This window comes from Bauldia litoralis, assembly GCF_900104485.1.
In the GTDB taxonomy this organism is placed as follows: domain Bacteria; phylum Pseudomonadota; class Alphaproteobacteria; order Rhizobiales; family Kaistiaceae; genus Bauldia; species Bauldia litoralis.
Map to the genome: position 1 here is coordinate 194,417 of NZ_FMXQ01000001.1, position 20,336 is coordinate 214,752.

18 protein-coding genes and 1 tRNA gene are annotated in these 20,336 nt (G+C 63.8%); 11 read left to right on the plus strand and 8 right to left on the minus strand.

Translation table 11 applies throughout. The features are described 5' to 3' along the window. Nucleotides 1-73: 73 nt before the first annotated feature. On the minus strand, nt 74-505 hold the full coding sequence (locus BLT60_RS00965) for a phage holin family protein (protein ID WP_090874345.1): 432 nt from the start codon (nt 503-505) through the stop codon (nt 74-76). 5 nt (nt 506-510) lie between these two features. Next, nucleotides 511-852, minus strand: coding sequence for an ElaB/YgaM/YqjD family protein (locus tag BLT60_RS00970; protein ID WP_090874346.1), 342 nt, complete (start codon nt 850-852; stop codon nt 511-513). Between the two features lie 223 nt (nt 853-1,075). Here BLT60_RS00970 and BLT60_RS00975 point away from each other — a divergent pair, with 223 nt between their 5' ends. Next, on the plus strand, nt 1,076-2,797 hold the full coding sequence (locus tag BLT60_RS00975) for an IlvD/Edd family dehydratase (protein ID WP_090874347.1): 1,722 nt from the start codon (nt 1,076-1,078) through the stop codon (nt 2,795-2,797). Between the two features lie 126 nt (nt 2,798-2,923). On the opposite strand, the gene BLT60_RS00980 is transcribed toward BLT60_RS00975, so the two are convergent. Next, the gene (locus BLT60_RS00980) at nt 2,924-3,271 is read right to left on the minus strand and encodes a hypothetical protein (RefSeq protein WP_090874348.1); all 348 of its coding nucleotides are present in this window, start codon (nt 3,269-3,271) and stop codon (nt 2,924-2,926) included. A gap of 271 nt (nt 3,272-3,542) precedes the next feature. Between BLT60_RS00980 and BLT60_RS00985 the strand changes: the two genes are divergently transcribed. The 6 genes from BLT60_RS00985 (at nt 3,543) to BLT60_RS01010 (ending at nt 10,981) form a co-directional block, all read left to right on the plus strand. After that, nucleotides 3,543-4,757, plus strand: coding sequence for an ABC transporter substrate-binding protein (locus tag BLT60_RS00985; RefSeq protein WP_175478232.1), 1,215 nt, complete (start codon nt 3,543-3,545; stop codon nt 4,755-4,757). Between the two features lie 337 nt (nt 4,758-5,094). After that, nucleotides 5,095-6,339: a tyrosine-type recombinase/integrase gene (locus tag BLT60_RS00990; RefSeq protein ID WP_090874350.1), complete on the plus strand. Its 1,245-nt coding sequence runs from the start codon at nt 5,095-5,097 to the stop codon at nt 6,337-6,339. 767 nt (nt 6,340-7,106) lie between these two features. Continuing rightward, nucleotides 7,107-7,301 carry a helix-turn-helix transcriptional regulator gene (locus BLT60_RS00995; RefSeq protein ID WP_090874351.1) on the plus strand — a complete coding sequence of 65 codons (195 nt, stop codon included), beginning with the start codon at nt 7,107-7,109 and terminating at the stop codon, nt 7,299-7,301. Between the two features lie 79 nt (nt 7,302-7,380). Next, nucleotides 7,381-8,637, plus strand: a complete 1,257-nt coding sequence (locus tag BLT60_RS23945; RefSeq protein ID WP_139167726.1) for a hypothetical protein — start codon at nt 7,381-7,383, stop codon at nt 8,635-8,637. Beyond that, the gene (locus tag BLT60_RS01005) at nt 8,627-10,192 is read left to right on the plus strand and encodes an AAA family ATPase (RefSeq protein ID WP_175478233.1); all 1,566 of its coding nucleotides are present in this window, start codon (nt 8,627-8,629) and stop codon (nt 10,190-10,192) included. Before BLT60_RS23945 ends, BLT60_RS01005 begins: the two co-directional genes overlap by 11 nt. A gap of 348 nt (nt 10,193-10,540) precedes the next feature. After that, entirely contained in the window at nt 10,541-10,981 is a 441-nt protein-coding gene (locus BLT60_RS01010; RefSeq protein ID WP_090874354.1) for a hypothetical protein, read from the plus strand. A gap of 88 nt (nt 10,982-11,069) precedes the next feature. On the opposite strand, the gene BLT60_RS01015 is transcribed toward BLT60_RS01010, so the two are convergent. Continuing rightward, complete coding sequence (locus BLT60_RS01015; protein WP_090874355.1) at nt 11,070-11,966, minus strand: hypothetical protein; 897 nt, start codon at nt 11,964-11,966, stop codon at nt 11,070-11,072. Nucleotides 11,967-12,182: 216 nt separating this feature from the next. On the opposite strand from BLT60_RS01015, the gene BLT60_RS01020 reads away from it, so the two are divergent. After that, entirely contained in the window at nt 12,183-13,823 is a 1,641-nt protein-coding gene (locus BLT60_RS01020; protein WP_139167727.1) for a calcium-binding protein, read from the plus strand. 621 nt (nt 13,824-14,444) lie between these two features. Here the strand turns inward: BLT60_RS01020 and BLT60_RS01025 are convergent. Next, nucleotides 14,445-14,534, minus strand: a tRNA-Ser gene (locus BLT60_RS01025). 405 nt (nt 14,535-14,939) lie between these two features. Between BLT60_RS01025 and BLT60_RS01030 the strand changes: the two genes are divergently transcribed. Beyond that, nucleotides 14,940-15,983 carry an AI-2E family transporter gene (locus tag BLT60_RS01030; protein WP_090874357.1) on the plus strand — a complete coding sequence of 348 codons (1,044 nt, stop codon included), beginning with the start codon at nt 14,940-14,942 and terminating at the stop codon, nt 15,981-15,983. A gap of 16 nt (nt 15,984-15,999) precedes the next feature. On the opposite strand, the gene BLT60_RS01035 is transcribed toward BLT60_RS01030, so the two are convergent. Genes BLT60_RS01035 through BLT60_RS01045 form a run of 3 tightly spaced genes read right to left on the minus strand, consistent with a single transcriptional unit; the run spans nt 16,000 to nt 18,353 of the window. After that, nucleotides 16,000-17,007, minus strand: coding sequence for a LacI family DNA-binding transcriptional regulator (locus BLT60_RS01035; RefSeq protein WP_090874358.1), 1,008 nt, complete (start codon nt 17,005-17,007; stop codon nt 16,000-16,002). A 58-nt stretch (nt 17,008-17,065) separates the two neighbouring features. Next, complete coding sequence (locus BLT60_RS01040) at nt 17,066-17,485, minus strand: VOC family protein (RefSeq protein WP_090874898.1); 420 nt, start codon at nt 17,483-17,485, stop codon at nt 17,066-17,068. 58 nt (nt 17,486-17,543) lie between these two features. Then, the gene (locus BLT60_RS01045; RefSeq protein WP_090874359.1) at nt 17,544-18,353 is read right to left on the minus strand and encodes an aldo/keto reductase; all 810 of its coding nucleotides are present in this window, start codon (nt 18,351-18,353) and stop codon (nt 17,544-17,546) included. 171 nt (nt 18,354-18,524) lie between these two features. Here BLT60_RS01045 and BLT60_RS01050 point away from each other — a divergent pair, with 171 nt between their 5' ends. Further along, nucleotides 18,525-19,421: a carbohydrate ABC transporter permease gene (locus BLT60_RS01050; protein ID WP_090874360.1), complete on the plus strand. Its 897-nt coding sequence runs from the start codon at nt 18,525-18,527 to the stop codon at nt 19,419-19,421. Continuing rightward, nucleotides 19,418-20,335: a carbohydrate ABC transporter permease gene (locus BLT60_RS01055; RefSeq protein ID WP_090874361.1), complete on the plus strand. Its 918-nt coding sequence runs from the start codon at nt 19,418-19,420 to the stop codon at nt 20,333-20,335. The genes BLT60_RS01050 and BLT60_RS01055 overlap by 4 nt, the downstream gene beginning before the upstream one ends. Nucleotide 20,336 lies beyond the last annotated feature (1 nt).

The following is a 20,336-nucleotide window of genomic DNA, read 5'->3' on the forward strand; positions in this document are numbered from 1 at the left end:
GCACGTGACAAGAGATAACGCAGGGTCGCGGGCAAAGGTTCCTTCGCCGGCTGCCCCACCGCCGACTTGTCGATCAGCGGCGAAAGATCTGTCGCGCCATCAAAAACCCGACGAGCGCGACGACGCCCAGCGAACCGATCGCCGATCCCGGCGGCGGCTCTTCGCCCGCTCGGCGCGGCTGTTCGTTAAACGCGGCGGCCAAGGGAGACTCGGCGCGCGGCGGCGGCTTCTTTTCGCGCGTCGAAACACGCCAGACGATGAAGACGATGATGGTCAACACCAGGAAGCCGAGCGCGATGTATCCGAGCGCCGGCACGGTCCCGATCTCATGGGCCAGCCACACCGTGAAGGTCGCCAGCCCGAAGGCAAAGGCGAAAATCGCGAGAATCCCCACGCCGGCCGCGAACGCGGCGTTGGTCACGGCGCGCGCGATGGCCGCCTTGGCCTCGTTACGCGCGACGCTGACCCCGAGGCTTGCCGCCTTGAGAACGCCCCCCAGGTTCATCGTTTCTACCGGCGGTTCAGGAGACCGACCGCAAAGCCGACACCGAGGGCGATAAGGACGGAGGCGAACGGGTTCTTGGTGATCTTGACCTCGACCTCGTCGATCGTGCTCGACGCCTGCTTGGCGGCGGCGGCAAGGGCGTCGTTACCCATACCGGTCGCGTCCTTGATGATCCTCTCGCCCATCGAGCTCGCCTGCTGCGTCGTCTCGTCGAATTTCTTCTTGAGCGTCGACTGGATCCCCGACGTATCGGATACGAGGGTCTTCACTGTTGCCGAAAGTGCCGCGATATCGGCCCGGAGCTTGTCCAGGTTCTCCGACATCTCCTTGTCTGTGGTGGTCGCCATGACGCTGTCCCTCTTGTTTCGCCAAGCGGAGTCCTGCCCCGCCCTTCAAGTGGTAAAACGCAGCATAGCCGCAAATGTTCCGCAAAGCTTTAACGTCCTTGCCGCGCGGCAGGATCATGGTCTGCGCGACACCCCGGACCCCCGGCTTGCGGAATCGACAGTCCCGGCGCCATGACCTATGACCGGCGCACCCTGCCCTCCGTCCAGACAACGATGAAACGCCATGACCGACAGCCCCTCCGGCATGAAGAAAGGCCTCGCCAACTACGGTGACGCCGACTTTTCGCTTTTCCTGCGCAAGGCCTTCATCAAGGCGATGGGCTACTCGGATTCGGCCCTCGACCGGCCGATCGTCGGCATCACCAACACTTATTCCGGCTACAACGCCTGCCACCGCAACGTCCCCGACCTGATCGAGGCGATCAAGCGCGGGGTGATGCTGGCCGGCGGCCTGCCGATCGAATTCCCCATCGTCTCGATGCACGAGTCGTTCTCCCATCCGACATCGATGTTCCTGCGCAACCTGATGGCGATGGATGCCGAGGAGATGATCCGCGCTCAGCCGATGGATTCGGTGGTGCTGATCGGCGGCTGCGACAAGACCGTACCGGCGCTGCTGATGGGCGCCGCCAGCGTCGACCTGCCGGCGATCATCGAGGTCACCGGCCCGATGATGACCGGCAGCTATCGCGGCGAGAAGCTCGGCGCCTGCACCGACTGCCGCCGCTTCTGGGCGATGCACCGCGCCGGCGAGGTCAGCGAGGCGGAGACCGAGGAGATCAGCGGCAAGCTCGCGCCGGGCGCCGGCACCTGCATGGTGATGGGCACGGCGAGCACCATGGCGCTGGTCAGCGAGGCGCTGGGCATGATGCTGCCCGGCGGCGCTGCCATCCCCGCTGTCGCCGCGGACCGCCTCCGTCATGCCGAAGCGACCGGCGCCCGCGCCGTGGCGATCGCGGCGGAGAAGCTGCGGCCGAGCGACATCATGACCGAAGCCGCCTTCGCCAATGCGCTGCGCGTGCTCCAGGCGATCGGCGGTTCGACCAACGGTCTGATCCACCTGACCGCGATCGCCGGCCGCCTCGGCATTTCGCTCGATTTCGCGACCTTCAACCGGATCGGCGCGGAGACGCCGGTGCTGGTCGACCTCAAGCCCTCCGGCCAGCACTACATGGAGGACCTCGAGAAGGCCGGCGGGCTGGCGCCGGTCCTGCGCGAGATCGAAGCCCTGCTGGACACCGGTTGCCGGACCGTCAGCGGCAAGACGCTCGGCGAAGACATCGCCGACGCACCCGCCCCCTGGCCGCAGGACGTCGTGCGGACGATGGCCGATCCGATCCATCAGGGCGGCGGTATCCGCGTTCTCGGCGGCAACCTTGCGCCGAAGGGAGCGGTGATCAAGCAGGCAGCCGCGACCCCGGCTCTGCTCAAGCATGCCGGCCGCGCCGTGGTCTTCGATTCCCTTCAGGACCTCGCCGAACGGATCGATTCACCCGACCTCGATGTCGGGCCGGACGATGTCCTCGTCCTGCGCAACGCCGGCCCGAAAGGCGCGCCCGGCATGCCCGAGGCCGGCTACATCCCGATCCCGAAGAAGCTGGCCGCGACCGGCGTGAAGGACATGGTCCGCATCTCCGATGCACGGATGAGCGGCACCGCCTTCGGCACCATCGTCCTCCATATCAGCCCGGAGGCGGCGATCGGCGGCCCCCTCGCCCTTGTCGAGAATGGCGACCAGATCTCCCTCGACGTCGCCGCCGGCCGGATCGAACTGCTGGTCCGCGAATCCACCCTCGCCGAGCGACGGGCGAAGTGGCGCCCCCCCGAGGTCCCGGGGTCGAATCGCGGCTACCTCAAGCTCTATCTCGACCAGGTCCTCCAGGCCGAGGACGGCTGCGACTTCGATTTTCTCAGGAAGCACCCCGGCGGCCGGACAATCGACTGATCCCGGGCCGTCTGCACGGGTCCCGGTCAAGCGGTATCGGCCTAAAGACCGAGCCCCACATCCTGCGACCCTGGCCGGGTGTCATCTTGAACTCTTGGTCCCGGCGCCGCCGGCATCCGCTCGCTACTATTCGAGATCAACTTCCCGACGGACCAGATCGGCGGTGGCTTCGACGGCGCGTTGATCGGAGAACGAAACGCCCGTAAAGGACACGTCCCAGTTTGGATAACTCGGGTCACGCTGCGGCACATGCCAAACGTCGGCATGAATCGACGCGGTGTCGACAAGAAACAGCGTCTCCAACCGTTCCTTCAGCCGTTGGAGTATCTGCTGTTTGGTCAGCTTGGGCTTCTCCATGTCCACCTCACCCGGGCATTGCAGGTCCAGGAGTGCAGTCTGGTCCAGATTGGCGACAACGCGGGGCCCTTGTTCGCCTTGCCGGCAGCGAGCGCAGCCGCTGTTGTCCAGGCTCATTCTCGCCACGACCACCACCTGACGCTGAATGGGGGACGAGAACCAGTTGCCATGCGTGCGGGGCGTCAGATTCCACGCCGGCAAACCAGACCACCTGATCAGTCGCGTCGCTCAAGTTCCAGGGATAGCCCTCCCTGAAAGAGGGATCATGACTATCATCTTCCTCAGCCACAAACCGCAATCGCGTGTTCGAGTGCTATGGTCGCGTTGTGTCCATGGCCCGGGGCGAGGTCAGCGCGGTGCTTTCACCCTGCCAGACAGGAGGACGAGAATGGGTAAAGGTGTGCTCAGGGTCTACCAGGAGGACTGGCACCCGTTCCAGAACTTGCCGGCGGCGCTGAAGCGCTTCAGCGACGAGACCGGCATACCGACTGAACTTGGGTGGGACACCGTCGGCGTCGGCACGATCGAACACATGTTCGAGCAGATGATCGGCTCGTTCACCGCCGACGACCCGGCCTATGACATCATTTGCACCGACGAGATCATCCTGCGCGACATGGCGCAAAGGGGCCGTGTGCTTGACTTGGCTCCGCTGATGCGGCGGGACGAGTTGACCCTCGATACCGTGACGCCGGCGACCCGGGAGGCGGTCTCCCTCGGTGACGCCGTGTTGGGCCTTCCCTGCATCAACACCTGTTCGATGCTGCTCTACCGGAGGGACCTGTTCGATCGCTACGGCTTGCCGGTGCCGGCAGACTGGACGGAGCTTCGCGAGGTCGCTGGCACGTTGCAGGACGCCGTGCGGCGCGATGAGGGACGCGAATTCTACGGCTTCGAGACGCGCGGAGCCGCGGGCGGCGGCCATGCCGTGTGGTCGGTGAGTTCGTTCCTTGGTTCCTACGGCGCGCGATGGCTCGACGGAAATGCGCCGGCCCCGACGACCGACGCGCACATCACGGCCCTGGCCACCTACCTCGACATCATCCGCGGCGTGTGCCCGCCCGATCAGGACGTCATCAGCTTCGTCGAGATGCGCCGCGACATGAAGAACGGCAGGGTCGGAATGGTGATGGATGTCGGCAACGAATATGCGCACATCCTCGACCGCGATCCGGAACTCGCCGACAAGGTGGGTGTGGCGCTGGTACCGGCGGGTCCGGCCGGTCGCGCGCCAAACCTGTACACGCCGCCCTGGGCCATTCCTGTCGGCACCGATATGCCGGATGAGGCGTGGGAGCTGGCAAAGTTCCTGACATCCAACGCGCAACTCACTGAAGACGGACTGAAGAGCAACGCTGTGGAGACCTCGTCATTGCCTGTGCTCTACAGCGCGGCGTTCGACCGGCACTTTCGCGAGGATCTGCTGTCCACCGTGCGCGCCTCCCGCGCGATCGCCTGTGAGGAACGACCATTCTCCGACCACGGCATCGCTGTTTGCGAAGTCGTGGGCAATGCGATCAACGCTGCACTTCGGAACGGCGACGACGCCGCAGCGACCTACGCGAGGATCCACGAAGGCTTGAATCGCCATCTCGAAATCTAACGAAGAATGCGTGAGGAAGAATCGACGATGCCTTAACCGGCCGGCAGGCGGCGAGCCTGGGGATCGTCCCACGTTGGAATGGAAGTCAGCGCAGGCAAAGCCGACGTCAAAATACCAAAAAAATTTCAGTATCTTGCGCAGAAGCATGGCGGAGAGGGAGACCGCCTAATACCTTTTCGCCTCTCTCCGCCTTCCTGCATCTCTGTTCAGGAAATCGTCTATATTTCAGCTATTTGTTTTCCGTTGTCGTCCGCTGCTGTCCATTGCTCTCCGTCTCAATCCGTGTCATTTGGTGGGGCCGACGGTGGGGCCGGTAGGGCCGCAATGGAGCAAGACGATGGCAAGAGCGATCAACAAACTGTCGGCGCGCGGGGTGGCCACGATGTCCAACCCGGGTCGGCACGCGGACGGGGGCGGCCTTTACCTAAACATCAGCAACGAAGGCCGTCGGCGCTGGGTCTTTCTCTACCGGAAAGACGGGCGACGGATCGAAATGGGCCTCGGCTCGGCCGGCCCTGGCGGGGTGTCCCTGGCCGATGCCCGTGCCGCTGCCAACGACGCCCGCGCAGTTATGGCGGCCGGTGGCGACCCTCTAGCCTCGCGCCGTGAAGCCGAAGCCGCCAGCGTTGCCGATGCCGTCCGGGTGCCAACCTTCGGGGCGTTCGCCAACGACTACATCGCCGCGCACAAGTCGGCGTGGCGGAACGCCAAGCATCGCGCCCAATGGGGCATGACCCTTGAAGTGTACGCGGCACCGATCCGGGACATGCCGGTGGACGCGGTGGACACCGCCGCCGTCTTGGGTGTGCTGACGCCGCTATGGTCGGCCAAGCCCGAAACCGCTTCGCGGCTGCGGGGCCGGATCGAGGCCGTACTCGATGCGGCCAAGGCCAAGGGCCTGAGGACAGGAGAGAACCCGGCCCGCTGGCGCGGTCACCTGTCGAGCCTTCTACCGAAACGCCAGAAACTCACGCGAGGGCACCACGCGGCGTTGCCATTCGATCAGGTGCCGGACTTCATCCAGGACCTTCGCTGCCAGTCCAGCACCGCCGCCCGCGCCTTGGAGTTCACGATCCTGACGGCGACACGCTCCGGCGAAGCCCTTGGTGCCAGGTGGGACGAATTGGACGAGGCCCGCAGGATCTGGACCATCCCGGCGAAGCGGATGAAGTCGGGGCGCGAGCATCGTGTCCCCCTCGGAGACCGCGCCCGCGCGATCCTCGCCGAAGTCGAACGCGTCCGCCAGGACGACAACCCGCACATCTTCGCGGGTCAGCGCCCCGGCAAGAGCCTGTCCAACATGGCGCTGACGATGGTGCTGCGGCGGATGGCCCGGCAGGACATCACCGTCCACGGCTTCCGGTCCTCGTTCCGGGACTGGGCCGGCGAGACGACAACGTTCCCCCGTGAGGTCGCCGAGGCGGCGCTTGCCCATGTCGTCGGCGACAGTACCGAGCGGGCCTACCGGCGCGGCGATGCCCTCGACAAGCGCCGCGCGCTGATGGAGGCGTGGGCGGATTTCGTCGCCCCCGAGGCCGGCACGACCAACGTCATCCCGATGAGGGGAGCCCAAGCCGTCTAGGGCCTCCCTCTGCCATGGGAGCGCAGGTTTGACGCCGGTCCCAGTTGGATCGCGGCCGGCGGGCAGCACATGCGGTCTTTCGAAATGGTCGCCGGGAACAAAGCCGCCTTGAAACGCATGATCTGCCGTTTGTCGGAAGCGGTGGACCTTGGTGAAAGACGGGGAATTGACTGTCGTCAGGGATGAAGCTCGTGGTGAAGCTGCCGCCGTGATCGAGTTCAAGCACGCCCTTGGTTGGCCGCCTAATTCGGGGGAAGGCAGCTGCCGGTTCATCCAGTGTTTTTGGACCGACGGTTTCCAAGGTTCTTGCCGCGAGCGCCGTGAATGTCCCGCACATACTGACCAAAAAATAAATTTCTCCTGCACTAAACGCTCTATCTGATTGTGAAACAATAAATAGCCGACTAACTAAACCTAACACCCGTGTTAGGTTTAGGGGGGTATTCATTCTTGTTAGGGTTGACCCTTCCCCGCGACGCATGGTGTCACGTGCACAGACCGCCCCAAGGCTGAGCGAGAGAAAAACATGTCCCCCAAAACGCCCGAGGAAATCGCGCTGAATAGCTGGCGCGCGCTGCCCCACCATCCCGTCCGTCGCGCCGCCATCATCGTTGGGGTCTGTCAGAACAGCATCTGGACTTTGCTTCGCCGAGGGGAACTCGTGCCGCGCCGCCTCGGCTCTCGGACGATGGTTGATACGGCCTCGCTGGTCCGGCTTGTGGACGGTGCCCCCGTCAGGTCGCGGTCGCAGCGCGAGGAGCCGGTCCATGTCTGACAACCCCGACAGGCTTCTCCGCATCGCCGAGGTGAAAGGGATCGTCGGCCTCGGCCACACCTCGATCTACGCCCGCATTGCTGCCGGCGAGTTCCCCCGGCCGATCAAGGTCGGTTCGAGGACGCTGTGGTCCTACCGCGAGGTTCAGGACTGGATAGTCCGCCAGCTACGGTCACGCGCCGCCTGAACATGAAACGGCCCGCGCGGGGGCGAACCCGGCGGGCCGATACTTCAAAGGCCCAACCCCTGTCCAGCGAGATTTGACCGTGGGCATAGATAGCAAGTCCGACACTGTTCTTCAAGAAAACTGCGGTGCAATCGGCCCTTTCGAGGTGAGCATCATTCGCTCCCACGAGCGGGCGACGAAGGCGTTCACGCTCGAAGCGAACGGCAAGATCAAGAAGGAGGGGGAGCCGCCGCTGTCCAGAGGGCAGGCGTTTCGTGGCCAACTCAGGGACGGGGAACACCTCGCGGACACTCTCGAAAAGACAAAAACCAACGAAGTCTACGTCCCCCGCCAGATGCAGAAGCCCGGCGACGGGCATCTTCTCACCACCAGGGCAAAACTCGATGCAAACCCGTCGTGCATCACCCGGACGAAAGACCAGTTTCTGTATAACGCCGGGCAGCCGGCCGCGATGGTCCTCGACATCGACTATGCAAGTTGGCCCGATCACATCAAGGCCAAGGTCACGACGGCCGGTGGCATATTTGCCGTTCTCACCCTGCTCGTGCCGGAGCTTGCAGGCGCGGAACTGGTCTGGCGACACTCGGTTTCGTCCGGCATCCGCTGCAAGAGGACCGGCGAGAGGACCGGCATCCGGGGGCTTCATTTCTGGATATTCGTGAAAGACGGAGGCGATGCCCGACGCTTTTCCGTTGTCCTCTTTAATCGCCTCCTGCTCGCCGGCTACGGCTTCATTTTTCCGGGCACGGACGGCAAAGCCCACCTCCGTACTCTCGTGGACAAGGCGGCGTCCGGTGACGGCTCGCGCCTCGTCTACGAGGCGCACGCGGAACTGCTCAACCCGGCCCTCGAACATGAGGCGGGTGTGCGCCGCCCTCGTGTCCGGAAAGGGCATGTGCTGGACACGACCTGTCTAGCGGACCTGACGGGCGAAGAAGCCGACGAACTTCTTGCCATCGAGAACGCCCTGAGGGGCACCGTGAAGCTGTCGCCGGGCACCGGTGGTGTTCGTTCCTCTCGCGCTGCCGATCAGGGCCTGACGGCCAAGGGAAGGGCGATTGTGCGGTTGCGGGGCGATTGCATCATCCACCTCGACACCGGAAAGAAGGTTCGGGCCAGCGACATCTTTCTCGCGCCCGCTGCCTACCATCGGGCGACCTGCGCCGATCCGGACGAACCCGCCTACGGCGGAGGCCGGAACAAGGCAGTGATCTATTCGGACAATCCCCGCGCCATCAGGATCGAGAGCGAGGCCCACGGCGGCATCAGCTACCGGATCACGCTCACCGCCGCCGATGTCCTGCGCATTATCGAAAGGCAGAACCATGAAGCTTGAACATTTGCTCTCGCATGTCCACGAGGACGCCGAACGCGAGAAACTCGCGGCGGCGGGCCTGACGGTGGACCGGCTCACCGCCGCCGTCGTCTTTGCGGCCGACGACGACAGCAGGCTTCGGTCCGTTATCGGCGAAGTCATGGCGGCGGGGGAAATTGCCGACAATCAGATGGCCGAGATTGCCGAGCTTCACGCCCTTGGGGGGCATGCCGATATCACGACCGCCTTAGAAGACCTCGACGCCCTCGGCATCGACACCACCGGGGCCCGATCGGCTTTGTCCGGCTTGTCTTCGGTTGCCGGCGCGGAGATCGCGCCCTCGGGCCTCCCTTTGCTGCAAGTCGGGATGGCGGCTGGCCTGCCGCCGGTCCGCCCCTCCATTATCCCTGGCCTGGTTCGTAAAGAGGTGACGGTTCTTGCTGCTCCCGGCGGCGGGGCCAAGTCGGCTTACGCTTTGACCTTAGCCTTGGCCGTGGTTCACGAAGACGCCGCCCTTATTGGCCAACAGGAAATTAAGCGAGCCGGCAAAGTCCTGCTGATTTCGAACGAAGACAGTTTCGCCGACATTACCAAGCGCAGTCTGGCAAACGCCAAGGCCCACGGCTACACGGCCTTCACGGGGCAGAAGCACCGACTTGACGTTCTGGGTAACGACCACGCCGTTCTGTTTGAGCGGCGGCAGGCCGGCGGCCCGTTCGTGACGACCGCCCTGTACCTGGCGCTGCTGGCCATCGAGGATTACGCCTTGATCGTCGTGGACACGCTCGCGTCCGTCTGCTCGGGCATCGAGGAAAACGACGCCGGGGACATGACCCGTGTCGTGGCTCTCCTTCTAGAACTGGCCCGGGCGACCGACGCGGCTGTCCTTGTCCTCCACCACGTCGCCAAGGCCGGCGCTGATCGATCCGCCAACGCCGTTCGTGGGTCGGGCGCGATCACCAATTCGGTGCGGAATGTCTTCGGTATTTCGCAGCTGACCCGGGACGAGGCGGCCAAGTTCGGCATCCCGCCAGACGAGGCCGCTCGCTATGCCCGGCTGGAAATCATCAAGGGAAACCATGCCCCGGCCCACCAGCCGCTTTTTTTCGAGAAGCGCGGGGTGAGCATCCTCGTCGATGACCCCGACGACCCGACCGGCCTCCCGTCCGAGAACATCGTCGCGCTCGTGCCGGTGGACCTTTCGAAAATGGTGGTGCCCGTCACCGCCGGGATCGACTTCGCCGCGATCATAAAGACCTTGCGCGAGGGCTACGGCGGCAATCCCGATCATCCGTTCTCGGGGAACACCCGGTCGGGCGCGCGGTCGATACAGTCGCTGCTGACGGGCACCTTCGGCATTTCCCCCGAGGCGACGACGGCGGTCGTCGCCAAGCTGCTCGACGCGGGAGCCATCGCCATCAAACAGGGGCGAGACCCGCTGGCACGGAAGGCCCGTCAAATTGTTGTTGTGGCCGCCGACGCGGAGGCCCGGATTTTGAAGATAACCGCCACCGTCTCTGCTGGTGTCGAGCACCAACTCAGGGTTGGCGAGGGCGATGAGGGCATGTTCGGGTGACCGCTCCCTTTCGCAGCACTAACCGCCCTGCTGACTGGCGCACGACCGGCGCACCACTGGCGCAAAAAAGTGCGCCAGTCAGTTCCCGCCCTACTAGCTGACCGGCGCACTGGCGCAGTGGTGCCTACCGGCGCACCACTGGCGCAAGGAGCGCGCCGGGCTAGCAGGGCGGAGGGCGGCGGCGGAACACAACCAAAAGGATGCGGTGTGTTCTCTGGAAGGCAAGAAGTCGGAGGAACAAGAACAGGGGACACGACAATCAAGGCGCGGATCAAACCCGCTTTGTCCCATCGCCGCGCGACGCCGTCGCCGGTCGTTACGACCCGAAAAAGGAAAGGAAATGAAGCCATGCATTTTGAAGAGAAAGAACCGAGCAGGGCCTTGCTCGAACGCAGGAAGGTCGCTCACGTGTATCACGGCTTGTCCGAGCCCGACTTCAAGGACGGGCCGGTGGACGACCGGTTCGTGTCCATCGACCTCAACCCCGAAGACTTCATTTTCTGGGCCGATGCCGAAAGGGGCGAACTGCCCGACAACTTCGCTGTCGAGCAGCACCCTTGGTACGAATACGCCGAGACGAAGATCGTGCGGCTTCCGGGCGTTGGTCGCCTGCGCATCCAGCCCCGGAACCGCGCGGCTGCCCTTGCTCTGGCCGCCGCGCTCCTTGAGGCGGCGGAGGACGTGGATCGCCTCCAAGACTATGTGGGGCACGGGCCGGACTGGCTTATCAATGGTCCGGGTCCCAACCTCCGTCTTGACGTTGGCTCGCCTGACCACCCGGCGTCGTAACACCTAAAGCACCGCCGGCAGGAGAACGGCCGCTGGCGGTGCCTCTCTGTGGCCGCGAACGACAAAAAACAAGCGGGGTCGGCCCCAGCTACCTGTCGGACAAGGTCCGTAGGACGCCGTGCCAGCACCGCAACGCGTCCGCGGACCCGGGATCCCGCATGAGCGCGAGAAATGCCGTCAGCACGGCCCGCTCGTCCTTTGGTCCTTCGCACATGGCGAGGGGCGCGCGCAGTTCGGCGGCGTACCTGGGAAAAAGTTCCGACACCATGTCGTCGTCCGTCGCGACGTTCGCGACCGGCTTCATTGGCGTCACTTTCCGAAGCGGCGTCGGAGAAGGACGGCGGCGCTTGCTGTACGGTCCGGGGGCCTTCACGACAAGCGGGACCGGCATCATCGGCGGTCGGCGGCTGTCGGTGTCCGCAGGCCGCTCGCCGGCCTTGACCACCCGCTTCGGCAGATCGAAGGACAAGAACGTTCGCCATGCGTCGTCGGGCTGTCCATCGAGCTGGACCCGCCGCCACTTCCATCGCGACTTGTCCGCCAGCGCTGGCGGCAAGTCGTCCACGGCGAAGCCGGCGTAGGCCATCGCCTGCCGGAACTCCGGCTCAAAGTCCACGAGGTCGATCGTTGCGCCCGGTATCCAAGGGTCCCGCTGCCATGCGGCGGCGAGTGTCGTCCGGCTCCGCCTCTCAAGAAGCAGCCGGCGCTTGGCCGGCGACAACTTCCCCCGCCTGAACAGGTCCTCACGCCGCGCGTTGAGCTTCTTGCGGTCGGCGAGGCGCAGGTGCGTGTAACACCGCTCGAAACCCCGGACCCGCAGGCATCGGCAAGAAGTTCCCGCCCTCGTGGTGACGCCGCACTTCGGCAGGTCCGGGCGACCAAACCCGAGGCGACCACCGAGTTCGGACCGTCGGCGGGCATTTCCCTCGTAATACCGTCGGGCAAGCTCAGGATCGGCGTGACCGGGCCAAACAACAAATGTCATGTGTCACCATCAATCTTGCGGGGATGCGACGCAACGGCGTTAGGTCGATCCTCAATTTGCAGAGCGTGCGCCAAATATCTCGCTAAGGCGACCATAGGGGAGTAGTATGTTTGCACAGTGCAGGACGACGGTAGACGAATACCGACGCTGCTTGTGCGGTATCTCCTTTTCCTGCATGGCCGGGTGGCTTGGCCATCCACATTGGAGGAAATCATCATGGTTGACACCCCCACTGTCTGGAAACCCCAGCATCAGGTCAACACCGCCGACACTGGCGATCAGGAAGATCCGATAGCCATCGACATTGGCATGGGCAGATATGTCGTGGTCTGGGAGGACGATACCTTTGGATCTTCGCCGGGCGATGATCTCGTCGGGCAGATTTTCGACGCGAGGGGCAACCTGATCGGCAGCCAGTTTCAGGTGAACCAGGATTTCGCTGTCGATACCGAGACCGATGCCTCGCTGGCCTCCCGTCCCGGCGGCGGTTTCGTCATGGTTTACGAGGACACCGACGGCAGCGGGACGTCAATCCGCGCCGAGACCTACGATATCGACGGCGTGCGGATTACCACCGGCGTGCCGACCTCCATCGCCGGCGATCCGGGCGGGGCGACGATAATATCCAATCCGGAAATTGCCATGCGACCGGACGGCAGCTATCTGGTCACCTACCAGACCTTTGACGGAGCTTTGGACACTGACATTGTCGGCCGGATCGTCAGCACCTCCGGAGTTGTCGGCGGCCAGTTTACGATTTTCAGCCAGACGGATAATTCGACGAACCCAGACGCTGCTGCGCTCACCAACGGCAACTACGTCGTCGTATATGAGGACGAGTTCGGTGGCAGCAATACGGATATCGACGTGAAATTCACGATCGTCAATCCTGTGGGCGCGGTTGTGACATCCGGCACGATTGCGTCGAGAACCACTCTGGAAGACGATGTCCATGTTACCGCACTCTCGGGCGGTGGCTTTGTCGCCGTTTGGGCGGATGACGAGGGCGACGGTGCAGGCGACCCCGGCATCAGGGCCCGCATCTACGACAACAGCGGCGTCGCGCTCGGTGCCGCCTTTACCGTCAACACATCAACCACCGGTAACCAGAACGAGCCTGATATCACTGCCCTTGCAGATGGAGGCTTCGTGATCGTCTGGGACGATGACAACACGGATCAGGTTCGGGGCCAGCGTTACGACGCGGCGGGCAACAAGGTCGGCACGGAATTCCTTGCCGGTACCGGCAACCCGACCGATCCGACGGTAGCGCAGCTCGGTGACGGTCGGTTCATCGTGCCCTTCGAGGAGCAGGTTGGCGATGACAATTCGATGGCGACGATCTTCGATCCGCGCACCGGTCCGATCGATGGCACCAGCGGCGCCGATGTCCTGACCAGTCGCAAGGAAGGCGCCGCGATGAACGGCATGGCCGGCAAGGACATCCTGCTCGGCGATGACGGCGTCGATATCATCAAGGCCGGCGGCGGCAAGGACATGATCTCCGGCGGCCTCGCCAAGAACAAGATGTGGGGCAACGGCGGCAAGGACTGGTTCGTTTTTGATACGGAACTCGGCCCCGGCAACAAGGGCATCGTCAAGGACTTCAAGCCCAACAAGGACAAGATTTTCCTCGACGAGGACATCTTCGCCTCGATCGGCACCAAACTGGGCAAGAAAGAGTATGTCGAAGGGAAAAAGGCCCAGGACGGCAACGATCACATAATAAATAAAAACGGCAAGCTCTACTACGACGAGGATGGCAAGGGTGGCAGCGGCCAGGTTCTGTTTGCCAAGCTGAAAGGCAATCCCGCCATCGACCACAAGGACTTCATGGTCGACGATTTCGTCATCTAATCGCGTATTATGGCGTGTCGCGGATAAGGTCCCGACCGTGAAATCCACCACGAGGCTCCGGCGAGGTTGGCCCACCTCGTGGTGTTCGGCAATGTGCGGCCGCCGTTGGTCCTCGAGGGATTGAGACCATTCGCTCTGCAGCCTTGTCCTCGTGTGTCCTGGTTGCGCCGCCGGGCGCGTTTGAAACCGCACCCCGGACGACAAGGCCTCGGGCTTGGCTTGTTTCGGACCGCTCCCTCGTCATCGTTGCCGGTTGGCGCGGGGCTGGACGGCTACAGCCTGCTCGGATCGGTAGGCCCAACCTGTCTGTTCGATGCTAGATGCCCCGGCAAGCAGGGCTGAAACGCGCGGCGGGAAAAGTCTGAAAAATCCATAATTTGTGTGCGAGGGGGGTACGAGATAAATGCGCCTCGCCGGGGCAGGCCGGGGGGTGGGGGGTGCCATGCTCCAAGACAGACGGGCGTCGCGGGGGCTCGGCATTAGCCGCCGCCATCCTGCAATGCGGATGGGTCTCAAGCCGACGGCAGCGCAACACAAAGGTCAGCGGTGGGGCCGATGGTGGGGCCATGCGGACCTCGGCTAACAAACCATAAATTAAATCAGATAGTTAAGCGCATATCATGGCGGAGAGGGAGGGATTCGAACCCTCGGAACGCTTGCACGCTCAACGGTTTTCGAGACCGCCCCGATCGACCACTCCGGCACCTCTCCATCTGGCACTCTGGTCAGCGCGGCGGACCATACACGAGGGTCGCCGCCCGGAACAAGGCATCAAATAGGCGTAAATGTCGCTGTCTGCAAATCGCCCTGATGCGCGCAGCAAGTGGCCGCGAGGGCGAATGCCATCGTCGCGGCGCCCGAAGCTGCCAGGCAACCTTCGCATTGCAACATCGCGCCAGACAATCATGACGAGCAGAAAGCCCCGGCCCCTTGGCTGTCCATTCGAGACCCACGAGCCGACAACGTTCTGCGGCGGAATCCCTCAGGATTCTTCGGTCTACGGCAGCAACTCCTTGCGCCGCCGGCCTCGATCGGACCCGACGTCCAGCGCGGCTTGCGCGCGCCGCATGCAACCGACCGGCTCTTCATGTGTTGAAACCAACAGAGGGGCAGCCCATGGCAGAGACAAATGACGCAGACCGCTGGTCGAACAGCGGCCGCATTCTGAAGGCCAGCCTGGTCGTCGCGGCCGTCGCCATCCTGTTGATCGTCCTGTGGACGCTCTCCAATGTACTCCTTCTGGTCTTCGCCTCGATCCTCGTCGCGATCCTGCTGAGCAGCATCGCCGACCCGATCCAGCGGCTGACGCCCCTCTCCCGTGCGGCCGCCCTCGCCGTCTCGGTGGGGCTCGTTGCGATCTTCATCGCTGGATTCTTGACGCTCCTAGGAGCGGAGATCAGCTCCGAAATCCAGGGCCTGTTCTCGGAGCTTCCGGCCCTTCTGAAATCGCTCGGCGATCAACTGGGAGTCGAGAACCTGACGCAGATGGTGACCGACCGGCTGGAGGGCTTCCTGTCACGCGGCGACACGATGCTCAACTTCGCCGGGCTCACCTTCACCATCTTCGACATGGTCCTGTCATTTGCCCTGGTGATCGTCGCCGGCATCTATTTCGCCGCCAACCCGAACACCTATCGCAACGGCTTCCTCGCCCTGTTTCCCGACGGTCCCCGCGACAATGTCGGCCGGACGCTGGACCTCAGCGGCAAGGCGCTGCGCTACTGGCTGATCGGCCAGCTGGTCGCGATGACGATCATCGGCTTTCTGAGCTGGCTTGGCCTGACGTTGCTCGGCGTCCCCTCGGCGCTCGCCCTCGGCTTCATCGCCGGCGTCACCGATTTCGTCCCCGTCATCGGCCCGATCTTCGGCGCGATCCCCGCCGTGCTGATCGCCTTCTCGGTCAGCCCGACGACCGCGCTGTGGGTGATCGGGCTCTACGTCCTGCTGCAGCAGATCGAGGGCAACATCGTTCAGCCGTTGATCCAGAAAAAGGCGGTGAACCTGCCCCCGGCCCTGACCCTTTTCTCGCTCATCGGATTCGGTGCCCTGCTTGGCCCCATGGGCATCCTGTTCGCCACCCCGCTCGCGGTCGTGGCCATTGTGGCGACCAAGCAGCTCTATGTACGGAAGATCTCCGCCACATCCGACCCGGAGACCTGAGAGCGGCTTGCTGCGCCTACGTCGTGCCCCGGATGATCAGGTCCGGCTCGATCAGCGTCGTCTCCGGATCGGCGGCATCCTCGCGCTGCGCGATCCGCCGCAGGATCCTGTCGACGCCCAGCCGGCTGATCTCGTCTGCGGCATAGTTCACCGTCGACAGCGGGCTCGCGCCATAGGCCGCCATCTCGGTGTTGTCATAGCCGATCACCGCCAGGTCCCGCGGCACCGAGACTCCGTTCTCCCGGCACCAGTGGAGGGCGCCGATGGCCAGCGAATCCGTCGACGCGAACAGCGCCGTTGGGCGCGGATCAGTGGCCATCACCTCGGCCATGATGGCCGAGCCGTCCGCAAGCGAGTGGCCGCCCGGCTCGAACAGGCTGAGCGCGCCCTTGGGCAGCCGCGCCGCCCTGATCGCCTTCTGAGCCCCCTTCATCTTGTCGAGATTGCCGTGCGCCTTGCCGCCATCGAGCATCGCGATGTGCCGATGGCCGGCCTTGCAGAGATGGCTGACCGCCTTGAAGGCGCCGGCGCGGTCGTCGATGGCCACGGTGTCGAACCCCGACCCCGGCAGTTCCACCAGCATCAGCACCGGGATGCCGGCATCCGCCACCGCGCTGATATGCGCATAAGTGTTGTGGCTGGCGGGATAGATCAGCATTCCGTCGACCCGATAGGACAGGAACAGCCCGATCGCCCGCTTCTCGCTTTCGACACTGGCATCCGAGGCGGCGAACATCATCCCGTAGCCGGCGCGCGAGAGTTCGCGCTCGATCGTCCGCGCCGCAAGCGTCAAGGTCGGGTTCATGATGTCGGTCATCAGGAGCCCGATCGTCCGGGTCGCGCCGCTGACCAGCGACCGGGCGACATGGTTGGGAAAATAGTTCAGCCGCTCGGCGACCTCGAGCACCCGCTCGCGCGTCTCGACGGGCAGCCGGGGGCTTCCCCGCAAGGCGAGCGAGACGGTGTTCGCCGAGAAGCCTGTGGCCTCCGCGATATCCTTCAGCCTGACGGGCGGTTTTGCCATGACCGGCGCTTGCCTTCTCCCAGTTTCGTCAGCGACCGGCCCGACGGTCGGTCACCGCCTACCAGTCGGCAACCCGATCCCCTCCCGTGAACTGCGCACTCTTGTCAGTGTATTCGAAGAGCTCGATCTTCACGTCATTCGGGTCGCGGACCCAGGCCTGGTAGGTGTCGTCGCAGGCGAATTTCTTCTTGGTCACCTCGACGCCCTTCGACTGGATGTGCTCGATCGCCGCGTCGATATTCTCCACCTCGAGGCAGAAGTGGGTGATCTGGTTCAGGTCGCCATAGGAGGTGCCGTCCTTCTGGAAGACCTCGACATGGCTGCGCCCGCCGCAGTTGAGATAGAAGCCGAAGATCTTGCCGTCGCGCAGGAAGTTGAACTGGATGTCCAGACCGAGCACGTCTTCGTAGAATCGCCGCGTCGCCTCCAGGTCCCGCGCAAAAATGCACACATGCGCGACTTGCTTCACCTTGATCATTTCCATCTCCCTTGTGTGTTTGTGTCGTTGTCAAAGCCGCGCCCGGCGGCGGTGTCGATCAGTCCCAGTCAGGCCCCCATTCGGGATCGATGAATCGCTGGCCGCGATCGAGCGCCGCCAGCGCCGCCACCTCCGCGTCATCCAGCGTGATGGTCGCTGCCTCGAGATTGCTTTTCTGCCGCTCCGGCGTCGCTGATTTCGGGATGACGACGGAGCCGATTGCCAGAAGGAAGGCGAGCGCGATCTGGTTGACCCCGGCGTCGTGCCGGGCCGCGATCTCCGCAAGCAACGGGGTCTGGTCGAGACGGCCGCCCGCCAGCGGCATATAGGCGGTGACACCGATCCCGGCGTCGCGGCAATGGTCGGCCAGCACCCGGTTCTGCAGGAAGACATTCTGCTCGAACTGGTTCGTCTCCAGCCGTCCCAGGCCGATCTCGGCGATCGCCTGGTCGACATGGGCCCGCGTGAAGTTCGAGACGCCGATCAGCGACGCCTTGCCGCTGTCCTGAACCCGCGCCAGCCTTCCGATATAGTCGCTGACCGGCGGATCGTCGTAGCGCCCGGGCCAGTGGATGAGGACGAGATCGGCGTAGCCCAGCCCCATCAGGTTCAGGCTGTCGTCGACGCTCTCCTCCAGCCGTACAAGGTTGGCGGTGGTGACTTTCGTCGTCACGAAAAAGTCGTTGCGCAGGATCCCGGATCGCGCGATCGCCCGACCGACATTCTCTTCGGTGCCGTAGCTCTGCGCCGTATCGATATGCCTGTAACCGATTGAAATCGCCGACAACAACGCGCCGAGTCCGCCGGCGCCCGTCAGGCCGAAAGTGCCCAGTCCGATCCGCGGCAGCGCGCCCTCACCCGTCGACAATTCATCCCTCCCCGTGGCCGCTTCCTGGAGGCGGCGCGCGCGCTTCGCCGTCAGAAAGGCGTTGACGCGACAAAAAAGCTAAACCTATACTAACGTTAATACAAGACGCATGAAAACATGCGCGACAGGAGGAAGCAGGCGGTTCGCGCCGCTGTAATCCGGGAGGGAGACATGGCCATTCGGTGGAGCTGGGCATCGCCGAGACTGGCGCTGGTGCCGGCTGTATCCGTCACGCTGGTGGCCTTCTTCGGCGCGATTCTGTGGACCATCTGGGTTTCCTTCACCCGCTCCCGGCGCTTCCCCGAATACGCGATCGACTTCGAAGACCTGACCCGGCAATACGACCGACTGTTCGGCGACAACGCCTGGGCGACGTCGCTGGAAAACGTCGTCATCCTCGCCCTCGGCAGCGGCCTCGCCATCGTCTTCGGCTTCATTCTCGCCGCGATGATCGAGCGCGAGAAACGCGGCGAAGGCTTCTTCCGCACGCTGTTTCTCTATCCCCTGGCTGTATCTTTCATCGTCACCGGACTGGTCTGGCGCTGGCTGTTCAATCCGGACCTCGGCATCGAGAATTTTCTCCACCAGCTCGGCTGGGAGAGCGCCGACTTCAACTGGCTCGGCGACCGTCGCACCGCGATGTACGGCGTCATCCTCGCCTCGATCTGGCACGGGCTCGGCTTCTACATGGCGCTGATGCTGGCCGGGCTGAAATCGATCAACACCGAGATCTGGAGCGCCGCCCGGCTCGACGGCGTCAGCTTCTGGCGGCTCTATGCCGAGATCATCATCCCGATGCTGAAATTCACCTTCCTGACCTGCGCCATCCTCCTGTCGCTCGGCGTGGTCAAGACCTACGATATCGTGCTGGCGATGACCGGCGGCGGGCCCGGCACCTCGACCTGGACGCCTGCCTATTTCGTCGTCAATTCCTTCCAGTCGCGCGGCAATATCGGCTTCGCCTCGGCGGCCGCGGTGATGATGCTGGTCATGACCCTGGTGATCTTCCTGCCGCTGGTGCTGATCACCGCATGGCAGGCCCGGCGCCGGGAGGCACGGGTCCAATGAGCACACAGGCAACGACAGCGGCAACGGCGGCGGCGGGCGTTCGCTCAAAGGCGCGAAAGAAGAAGCGCATCAGCGGGTCGTCCATCACGATCATGGTCTTTCTCACCATGTGCGCCGCCTTCGTCTCCGTGCCGCTCTACGTGGTGATCGTCACCTCCTTCAAGACGATGGACCAGATCGCGCTGGGCGATGTCTTCGCCCTGCCGACGACATGGACGATCGAGCCATGGATCACCGCCTGGTCTGAGGTCTGCGCGGGGATGACCTGCGAAGGCGTCAGCCACGGCTTCTGGACCTCGATGAAGATCCTGTTCCCGAGCCTCATCCTGTCGATCGGCGTCTCCTCGGTCACCGGCTACGCACTGGCGCTGTGGAAGATCCGCTGGGCCGGCACCTTCCTGTTCGTCCTGTTCCTCTGCGCCTTCGTGCCCTTCCAGATCATCATGATCCCGCTCGTCGTGCTGAATTCCAGCATCGGGCTGTTCGGCTCCATATGGGCGGTCGCCATCGTCCACTCGATCCTGGCGATGCCGCTGCTGACGCTGATCTTCCGCAACTTCTACAAGGATGTGCCGGAGGAGATCGTCAACGCCGCGATCATGGATTGTGGCTCCTTCTGGCGCATCTTCATCGAGATCATCCTGCCGATGTCGGCCAACATCATGATCGTCGTGCTGATCCTGATGATCACGACGGTCTGGAACGACTACCTGATCGGCCTGACCTTCGGCGGCGTCGGAACCCAGCCGATGACCGTGATCCTCGCCAATACGGTCATCACCTCCTTCGGCGCGGTCAAATACAACGTCGACATGGCCGCCGCGCTGCTCACCGCCATTCCGCCGCTGGTCGTCTATTTCGCCCTCGGCAAGTTTTTCGTCCAGGGCATCACGGCCGGGGCAATCAAGGGGTAGC

Bases quoted from the DNA above. Each gene is read 5' to 3' on its own strand.
- BLT60_RS01040 (WP_090874898.1), bottom strand. From the start codon at position 17,485: ATGATCAAGGTGAAGCAAGTCGCGCATGTGTGCATTTTTGCGCGGGAC.
- BLT60_RS01050 (WP_090874360.1), top strand. From the start codon at position 18,525: ATGGCCATTCGGTGGAGCTGGGCATCGCCGAGACTGGCGCTGGTGCCG.
- BLT60_RS01035 (WP_090874358.1), bottom strand. From the start codon at position 17,007: ATGGCAAAACCGCCCGTCAGGCTGAAGGATATCGCGGAGGCCACAGGC.
- BLT60_RS01020 (WP_139167727.1), top strand. From the start codon at position 12,183: ATGGTTGACACCCCCACTGTCTGGAAACCCCAGCATCAGGTCAACACC.
- BLT60_RS00980 (WP_090874348.1), bottom strand. From the start codon at position 3,271: ATGAGCCTGGACAACAGCGGCTGCGCTCGCTGCCGGCAAGGCGAACAA.
- BLT60_RS00985 (WP_175478232.1), top strand. From the start codon at position 3,543: ATGGGTAAAGGTGTGCTCAGGGTCTACCAGGAGGACTGGCACCCGTTC.
- BLT60_RS01030 (WP_090874357.1), top strand. From the start codon at position 14,940: ATGGCAGAGACAAATGACGCAGACCGCTGGTCGAACAGCGGCCGCATT.
- BLT60_RS01010 (WP_090874354.1), top strand. From the start codon at position 10,541: ATGCATTTTGAAGAGAAAGAACCGAGCAGGGCCTTGCTCGAACGCAGG.
- BLT60_RS00990 (WP_090874350.1), top strand. From the start codon at position 5,095: ATGGCAAGAGCGATCAACAAACTGTCGGCGCGCGGGGTGGCCACGATG.
- BLT60_RS01015 (WP_090874355.1), bottom strand. From the start codon at position 11,966: ATGACATTTGTTGTTTGGCCCGGTCACGCCGATCCTGAGCTTGCCCGA.
- BLT60_RS00970 (WP_090874346.1), bottom strand. From the start codon at position 852: ATGGCGACCACCACAGACAAGGAGATGTCGGAGAACCTGGACAAGCTC.
- BLT60_RS01005 (WP_175478233.1), top strand. From the start codon at position 8,627: ATGAAGCTTGAACATTTGCTCTCGCATGTCCACGAGGACGCCGAACGC.
- BLT60_RS00995 (WP_090874351.1), top strand. From the start codon at position 7,107: ATGTCTGACAACCCCGACAGGCTTCTCCGCATCGCCGAGGTGAAAGGG.
- BLT60_RS01055 (WP_090874361.1), top strand. From the start codon at position 19,418: ATGAGCACACAGGCAACGACAGCGGCAACGGCGGCGGCGGGCGTTCGC.
- BLT60_RS00965 (WP_090874345.1), bottom strand. From the start codon at position 505: ATGAACCTGGGGGGCGTTCTCAAGGCGGCAAGCCTCGGGGTCAGCGTC.
- BLT60_RS00975 (WP_090874347.1), top strand. From the start codon at position 1,076: ATGACCGACAGCCCCTCCGGCATGAAGAAAGGCCTCGCCAACTACGGT.